Origin of the sequence: Geomonas anaerohicana (genome assembly GCF_016458305.1) — a bacterium.
Lineage (GTDB): Bacteria > Desulfobacterota > Desulfuromonadia > Geobacterales > Geobacteraceae > Geomonas > Geomonas anaerohicana.
Window position 1 is genome coordinate 132921 of the sequence record NZ_JAEMHL010000011.1, and the last position, 7365, is coordinate 140285.

Annotated in this window: 6 protein-coding genes; 3 read left to right on the forward strand and 3 right to left on the reverse strand. The window is 64.0% G+C overall.

The window, feature by feature from the left end; genetic code table 11:
• Positions 1 to 5 precede the first annotated feature (5 nt).
• From JFN91_RS18095 to JFN91_RS18105, 3 genes are all read right to left on the reverse strand, one after another.
• Entirely contained in the window at positions 6 to 1376 is a 1371-nt protein-coding gene (locus JFN91_RS18095; RefSeq protein ID WP_199390554.1) for a sigma-54 interaction domain-containing protein, read from the reverse strand.
• Between the two features lie 204 nt (positions 1377 to 1580).
• On the reverse strand, positions 1581 to 2342 hold the full coding sequence (locus JFN91_RS18100) for a hypothetical protein (RefSeq protein ID WP_199390555.1): 762 nt from the start codon (positions 2340 to 2342) through the stop codon (positions 1581 to 1583).
• 60 nt (positions 2343 to 2402) lie between these two features.
• Complete coding sequence (locus tag JFN91_RS18105; RefSeq protein ID WP_199390556.1) at positions 2403 to 3617, reverse strand: tetratricopeptide repeat protein; 1215 nt, start codon at positions 3615 to 3617, stop codon at positions 2403 to 2405.
• Between the two features lie 257 nt (positions 3618 to 3874).
• Here JFN91_RS18105 and JFN91_RS18110 point away from each other — a divergent pair, with 257 nt between their 5' ends.
• The 3 genes from JFN91_RS18110 to JFN91_RS18120 form a co-directional block, all read left to right on the forward strand.
• Positions 3875 to 4507 (forward strand): Lcl C-terminal domain-containing protein, encoded by a 633-nt coding sequence (locus JFN91_RS18110; protein ID WP_199390557.1) that lies wholly within the window; start codon positions 3875 to 3877, stop codon positions 4505 to 4507.
• Positions 4508 to 4565: 58 nt separating this feature from the next.
• Complete coding sequence (locus JFN91_RS18115; RefSeq protein WP_199390558.1) at positions 4566 to 5174, forward strand: hypothetical protein; 609 nt, start codon at positions 4566 to 4568, stop codon at positions 5172 to 5174.
• Positions 5175 to 5214: 40 nt separating this feature from the next.
• Positions 5215 to 7365 (forward strand): DUF1566 domain-containing protein (locus tag JFN91_RS18120; protein WP_199390559.1); only part of this gene is annotated, 2151 nt, incomplete at its 3' end.

A 7365-nucleotide genomic window follows, 5' to 3' on the forward strand; every position in this document is an offset into this window, starting at 1 on the left:
GTTACCTACCGGTAACGTTTCATCTTCTTCCAGAGGGTCTTGCGCGAGATGCCCAGCAGGCGGGCGGCCTCGGCGCGGCGATGACCGGTTACCGCCAGTGCCTGTTCGATCAACTCCGCCTCCCGGTCGTCCAGCTTGCTGGCAAGGACGGACCCCTGTGCGGGGTCGCGCAGCGCCTCCACTTCCGGCGCGGCAAAGGCGCCGCGGCGGAATTCGGCAGGAAGGTCGTCGATCATCAGCACCTCGCCGTTACACAGCGCGGTGGCGCGCTCCATGGCGTTCTTGAGTTCCCTGACGTTGCCGGGATAGCGGTGACTCAACAGCGCCTCCTTCGCCTCCCGGGAAAGCTTCAGCTCAGAGCGCCCCATGTCGGCCGCGAATCGGGACAGGAAGATAGTGGCCAGTGGCAGGATGTCCTCGAGGCGCTCCCGCAAAGGAGGAAGCTCGATCGGGATCACGTTCAGGCGGTAGAAGAGATCCTCCCGGAACTGCCCGGCGGCGACATCCTGGCGCAAATCGCGGTTGGTGGCAGCCACGATGCGCACGTCGACCTGAATCTCCCTGCTGCCGCCGATCCGTTCCACGGTCTTTTCCTGCAAGACGCGCAGCAGCTTCGCCTGGGCGGACAGCGGGAGTTCGCCGATCTCGTCCAGGAAAAGGGTGCCGCGGTGGGCCTGCTCGAACTTCCCTTTACGCTCTTTGAGGGCACCGGTAAAGGCCCCCTTTTCGAAGCCGAACAGTTCGGATTCCAAGAGGTTTTCCGGGAGCGCGGCGCAGTTTATCTTGACGAGGGGGGAGCCGCTGCGCCGGCTCTTGCCGTGCAGTTCGCGCGCCACCAGCTCCTTGCCGGTGCCGCTTTCACCGGTGATCAGGATGGTGGAGTCGAGCGGAGCGGTGGAGCGGATCATCTGGAAGACAGGCTGCATCGCGGGACTGCGGCCGATCATGCCGCCGAAGGAGGATTCACTCAGGAGCTGGTCGCGCAGCACGGAATTCTCTTCCTTGAGATGTTCCCGCTCGGTAATGTCGCGGCTCACCATGAGGGTGCCGACGAAACGTTCCGCGGCGTCGGTGATGGGATAGTAGCTGTTCTCGAAGATGCGCCCCTTCATCTCGAGGGGACGGGTGTGGAAGGCGAGGGTTCCGGCCTTCAGGCTTTCCAGGATGGCAGCGATGCGCGGCCGGGCCGGCGGCGAGTGGATGGCCAGGAGGTCGCGCCCGAGGTAGTTGGCCGCGTCGATACCGCGGATCTGCTCGGCTGCCGCGTTGACGCAGACGATCCTGTTGGTGTGGTCGGCGAAGATGATTCCCTCGCCCATGCTGGTCAAAATGGCGCGGTACACCGCATTGCCGGGTTCACTCTCTGTCATTGTCATCACGCCCCCCGTTACCCATTGGTAACATCGATACTAGGCCTTAAACGAGGGAGCGCCTTGACTGAAATCAAAAACTTCGAAAGCGGATGAGGGAATTGTTGTCTGTTCCCCCGGAGGGGGTTAGGGGGTGGGGGAAGTCGCCGCATCTGAGTTGTTATTCGATGCTGGCTGCTGGGGGGCTGGGTTTGCCCCCCTCTGATTGAGCTACTGCTTGGGGGCGGGGGCGCGTTCTTTGATGACCGCGTCACGGTCGGACATCTTGACGATCAAGGAAGCACAGTTCTGATTGTGCTCCATGGACTTGTTGTTGAATGCCTCCAGCTCAAGCTTCAGCTTGTCGGTGGCCTCGTTGGCCGCTTTGACCACCAGGTTGTGTTCCTGGGTGCGCCGGTTGAAGTCCTCCACCTGGGCATCATCCGACATCACCAGTTTGCGCTGCAGTTCCAGCAGTGCGGCGGCCTGCTTCTTTATCTCCATCATCGCGTTGTTGTTCTGGGCGATGTGCTCTTCCAGCATCTTGCGCAGGTCCTTGATGTGATCCTCGGAATACATGCAGGCGCGGTACTGTTCCTGGGTGCCGAAATCGATCTCCTTGGCGGCAGCCTTGGCTGACTCCTGCGCGGGTTGCGCCTGCTGCCCCCCCTCCTGCCTGGGGTCCTGCCCGGTTACAGGGGGAGGCTCCTGCTTGGCCCCTGCGGCAGCCTCCTGCCTCCCCTCCTGTTTTCCTTCCAGCCTGGGCTCAGGTGCAGTCTCCTGCTTGGCCTCCTGCTTGGCCTCCTGCTTGGCCTCCGGGGCAGCCACGGGTTTGGCCTCGGTCTTAACATCCTGGGATGGAGCGGCGTCCTTCGTACTCTGGTGCCACAGGGGGGTATTGGCTTCCTTTGTCGGCGCAGGCTCTGCGGCAACAGCGGGCCCTGCCATGAAGGCAGTAAGAAGTGGCAGAAGGACAAACAGCGAGCGATACATCACACACCTCCTTCAAACGTCATCACATCAAAAAACCGGGTCGGTCGCCCGGCATCAGGGTCAGCTTTGCGCCCCCTGTGCCTGGGCAAGCAGATCGCGGGCATCGGCATCTTCGGGGTTGAGCATCACCGCCAGCTTCAACTGCTCCAGGGCCTCATCCCGTTTCCCCTGCTGCAGGCAGGCGTAGCCGTAGTCACGGCGCAGGTTGGGCAGCGAGCTGTTCAGTTGCAGGGCGTTGGCGTAGTGGATGAGCGCCTGCGGGTCGTTGTCGACCGCCAGGAGGTTCGCCAGTGCGTAATGGGCCTCGGCGATGGAAGGATTCACCTCGATCGCCTTCTGGTACAGTTCGCGGATCGCGCGCGGTTCGCCCCCCAGGGCCTGCTCAGCCGATGCCAGTCCGTAGTAGGCAGCCGCGAGCCCGTCGTTGAGTTCGAGGGCGCCGCTAAAGCTCTTGCGGGCGGCGGCGAAGTCCTGCTTGAGCAGGTAGATGTAGCCCAGGTTGATCTTTACCAGCGGCGCCTTGGGGTCCAGCTCCAGTGCCGTGCTGCAGTGTTCCAGCGCCTCGTCCAGGCGGTTGGCGCGCAACAGCGCCGCACCGAAGTTGTTCTGGCAGCTCACGTGGGTCGGGACCAGCTTGACCGCCTTCTCGTAGTGAGCGATTGCCTCGTCGTTGCGGCCGAGGTCCTGCAGCAGCACCGCGTAGGTGTAGAGGGCACCGAAGTGGAAGGGAGCCTGCTTGAGCGCCTCCAGCAGCACGCTCTCGGCGTAGTCGTAGATGCGCAGGTCGTGCAGGGTGTCCCCCAGCTTGTGCAGCAGGTGGGCGTTGTCCGGGGCAAGGCCGGTCGCTATCTCGAAGCAGACCGCGCTCTCGCGCGTGAACCCCTCCTGCTTGAGCAGGTCACCGAAGGAAACCACCAGATCCGTCACGGCGGGGCGCTTGACCGTCACCACATCGTCCGCCAGCACGTTGGACAACTCGACCACGATGACCCGGGAGATGCTCTCGCCGGCCTCGGCGATGCGCGCGCTCACATCCCGCAGTCCCTGCACCGCCTCCTCCAGCTTCCCGGTTCCCGCCTTGACAGCGGCAGCAAAGAACAGGGCCAGGAAGTCATTCTCGTCCCTTTCAGCCATGCCGGCGTAGGCAGCAAGAGCATCCTCCAACTCGCCGCGCACGTGCATCGACAGCGCGCTCACGAAGGTGATCCCCTTGGCGGGTGTAGTGCCCCTGCTCTCCGCGGGGTCTTTGCCGAACATCTTGCCGAATATGCCCATGATCGTGATCCTTTTGGCGCGCCCTGGTCATGGTGCCCGCCCGGGAGAATTGTCGCGCCGCAAAGGTATAGGATTCTGCGGTTTTTTGCAAGACCGTATCTGCGCTGCCGCGGTGAAAGGATGTGCGGAAATAACTTAACTAAATTGTGACCTGTGACCATTGCCGGGTCAGGCTTCTCAAGTAGCATTAAAACTCGTTAAACAACCCAACATCGTTCGTATTTGGCACCCTAGCTGCGCGACTAAGGAGGAAGCCCATGCTACACAAAAACAGCATCACGGATCAGGTAAGCAAAAGGTGGTTGAGCCTGGCGGCGGCTGTGCTGCTCCTGGCGCTGCCGCTAGTTCGGGAAGCCGGCGCCGGAGTGGTCCAACTGCCCAAGACCGGGCAAAAGACCTGCTATGACTCCGCCGGGACGGAGATCCCTTGCGCGGGGACCAGGCAGGATGGGGAACTGCAGATGGGACTGGCGCCCCCGTCGCCGCGTTTTACCGACCACAACGACGGCACCGTCACCGACAACCTCACCGGGCTCATCTGGCTCAAGCAGGCCAACTGCTTCGGCCCCAAGCTCTGGATGGACGCAATGAGCCTTGCCAAAGATCTTCATTCCGGGACCTGCGGCCTGTCCGACAACTCCGTAGCAGGTGACTGGCGCCTGCCCAACATCCTCGAGCTGGAGAGCCTGGTGGACATCTCCAACATCAACCCGGCCCTTCCCACCGGGCACCCCTTCAGTAGCGTGCAGAACAGCGGCTACTTGTCTTCAACTACCAATGCATTCCACCCACTGCGGGCGCGCTACGTCTATTTCCCAGACGGTGCGGTTAATGGCGCCAGCAAGACGACGGAACCGCACTTCGTGTGGCCGGTACGGGGACGACGCTAGACAAGAGAGCATAACGACAGCCCGGACGATGGGTCGCCCGGAGGGCAGGAGGTGCCAGATGGTCAGATACGTTTTGCTGGTGTGCTTGTTGTTGCTGATCCTCAGTTGCGGGGGTGGAGGTGGCAGTGCCGGGAACGGCAGCAGTGGCGGTAGCAGTGGCGGTAGCAGTGGCGGTAGCGGAGGCGGCACGGGTGGCGGTACAGGGGACAACGGCACCGGCACGATAGTCATACCTCCCCCCCAGGTGCAGCCGACCAGTGCGGTAGTGACCCTGTCGACGGCGGGAACCCTGCCGCAGGACGCCGCCATCGCCGGCGTCTCCGTCACGCTGGGCCTCCCCGCCGGCGTCACGGTCGCTACCGACGCCAATGGCGCTGTGGCCGCCGGCGTGGTGGCCGGTTCGGGACAGACCACTGGCCAGTCGGCGGTAACGCTGACCACCCTCACCCCGGCCACGTCCACCACTTCGGGATCGTTGCGGGTGGTGCTGGCCAGCAGCGCCCCGGCAGGATTCACCACCGGCGAGTTTGCAAAGATATATTGCGGCGTCAGCAGCGGAAGCTTCCCCAAGACATCGGACTTCTCCACTACCGACTTCCGGGCTGTCGATCTGCGGGGCTCCACCATCACCGGCCTCTCGCCCATCTCCAGCGTGACCATAGAGTAGACGCCTGCTCTTTAGGTGTGAAACGATCCAGGAGGTCGTCATGTGGCACATTACTGCACTTTTCTTCATGGTACTGGCACTTGCGTCACCCGCGGCACAAGCCGCGACTGTTCAGCTCCCCAGGACCGGCCAGACCCTGTGCTGGGATGTCGCCGGCATCGTGATCGACTGCGCCGGAACCGGTATGGATGGCGAGACGCAGACCGGGCACGAGTGGCCGTCGCCGCGCTTCACCGACAACGGCAACGGCACCTTGACCGACACCATGACCGGTCTGGTCTGGCTCAGAAATGCCAACTGTTTTGGCAGCGTCACCTGGCAACAGGCGCTGGACACAGCCAATTCCTTCGCCAGCGGTTCGTGCGGCCTCACGGACGGCTCGGTGGCGGGAGACTGGCGCCTCCCCAACCGCAGGGAACTCTTGAGCATCAGCAGCCAGAACGTGGCCAACGGCGAGGCCTGGTTGAACAGCCAGGGATTCGTGAACGGTCAGCACACCTATTACTGGACCTCGGACACCGACCTCAACTACGGGAGGGCCTACAAGTGGATCGTCCATCCCGTGGGTGCGGCCTATCCGGAAAGCTGGAACACCCCGCCCGTCCCCGGCCGCATGGTCATGCTGGTACGCAACCCGGCCCAGGTCACCCTGAGCGCCGCCGTAGCCGACGGCAGCGGCAGCATCACCTCCCCCAACCCGCTCACCGTCGCCTACGGCTCGGCGGCCGCGTTCACCGTTGCGCCCGACCCCGGTTACCTGCTGGCGGGGAGCGTCGGCGGGACCTGCCCGCCGGGCTCCTTCAACGGCAACGTCTATGACCTCGGTGTCGCTACCGCGGATTGCACCGTGAACTTTTCGTTCACCCCGCAGACCTACACCATCGCGACCACCACGACCGGCAACGGCACCCTCAGCTGCACGCCGGCGGCCAGCGCAAGCTTCGGCACCCCCGTATCCTGCACGGCGACCGCGACAGCCGGAAACCATGTCGCCACGGCCAACGTGGACGGTGTCAACCAGGCGACGGCAGGCGGGACCGGCTATACCTACTCCTTCGGCCCGTTGGACGCCGACCACACCATGGCGGTGGCGTTCGACATCAACAACTACCAACTCATCTTCACCGTCGACGGCAACGGCAGCATCACCGGGAGCAGCAATCAGAACGTCGACCACGGGGGGACCGCAGCGGCGGTCACCGCCGTCCCCGGCGCCGGCTCGCACTTCGTGAACTGGACCGGAAACAACGGTTTCGTCACCACGACGGCCACCCCCCTGACCGTGACCGACGTGTCGGCGGGTCTTGTGGTTACCGCTCACTTCGCCCTGGACACCTACCTGGTAACGCCGGCGAGCCCAGTCAACGGCAGGATCATCCCGTCGTCGCCCCAGACCGTCGCCTACCAGGGGGTCATCACGTTCACCCTGATCCCCGACACCGGCTACCAGGTAGCCTCGGCAGCGGGATGCGGCGGCACCCTGAACGGCGCCACCTACACGACCGGGGCGATAACTGACAACTGCGCGATCAGCGCATCCTTCACGCCGATCAGGTACACCATTGCCACCACCAGCGGCAGCGGGGGGAGCATCACCTGCACCCCGGCTGCCAGCGCCGACTACAACGCAACGGTTTCCTGCACCGCGCTGGCCGACAGCGGCTATCACATCGCCGATGTCACGGTGGACACGGTGATCCAGCCGGCCGCCGCCGGGACCTCCTCGTTCAGCTACCAGTTCGCGGCGATCAGCGTCGACCACGACCTCCGCGCCGCGTTCACCATCAACAGCTACACCGTAAGCTACACGGCAGGCGACCACGGCTCGCTCACCGGGACGGCGACGCAGACCATCGACCACGGCGGCAGCACCGCGGCAGTCAGTGCCGTCCCGGCGACCGGCTACCACTTCCTGGGGTGGACCGGGGGCAACGGTTTCACTTCCTCCGCCAATCCCCTGGTGCTGACCGGTGTGACCGGGAACATGGCGCTAAGCGCCGCCTTCGGCATCAACAGCTACACCGTGAACTACACGGCAGGCGACCACGGCACGCTCACCGGGACGGCAACGCAGGCCATCGACCATGGCGGTAGCACCACGGCCGTCAGCGCCATCCCGGCGACCGGCTACCACTTCCTGGGGTGGACCGGGGGCAACGGTTTCACTTCCTCCGCCAATCCCCTGGTGCTG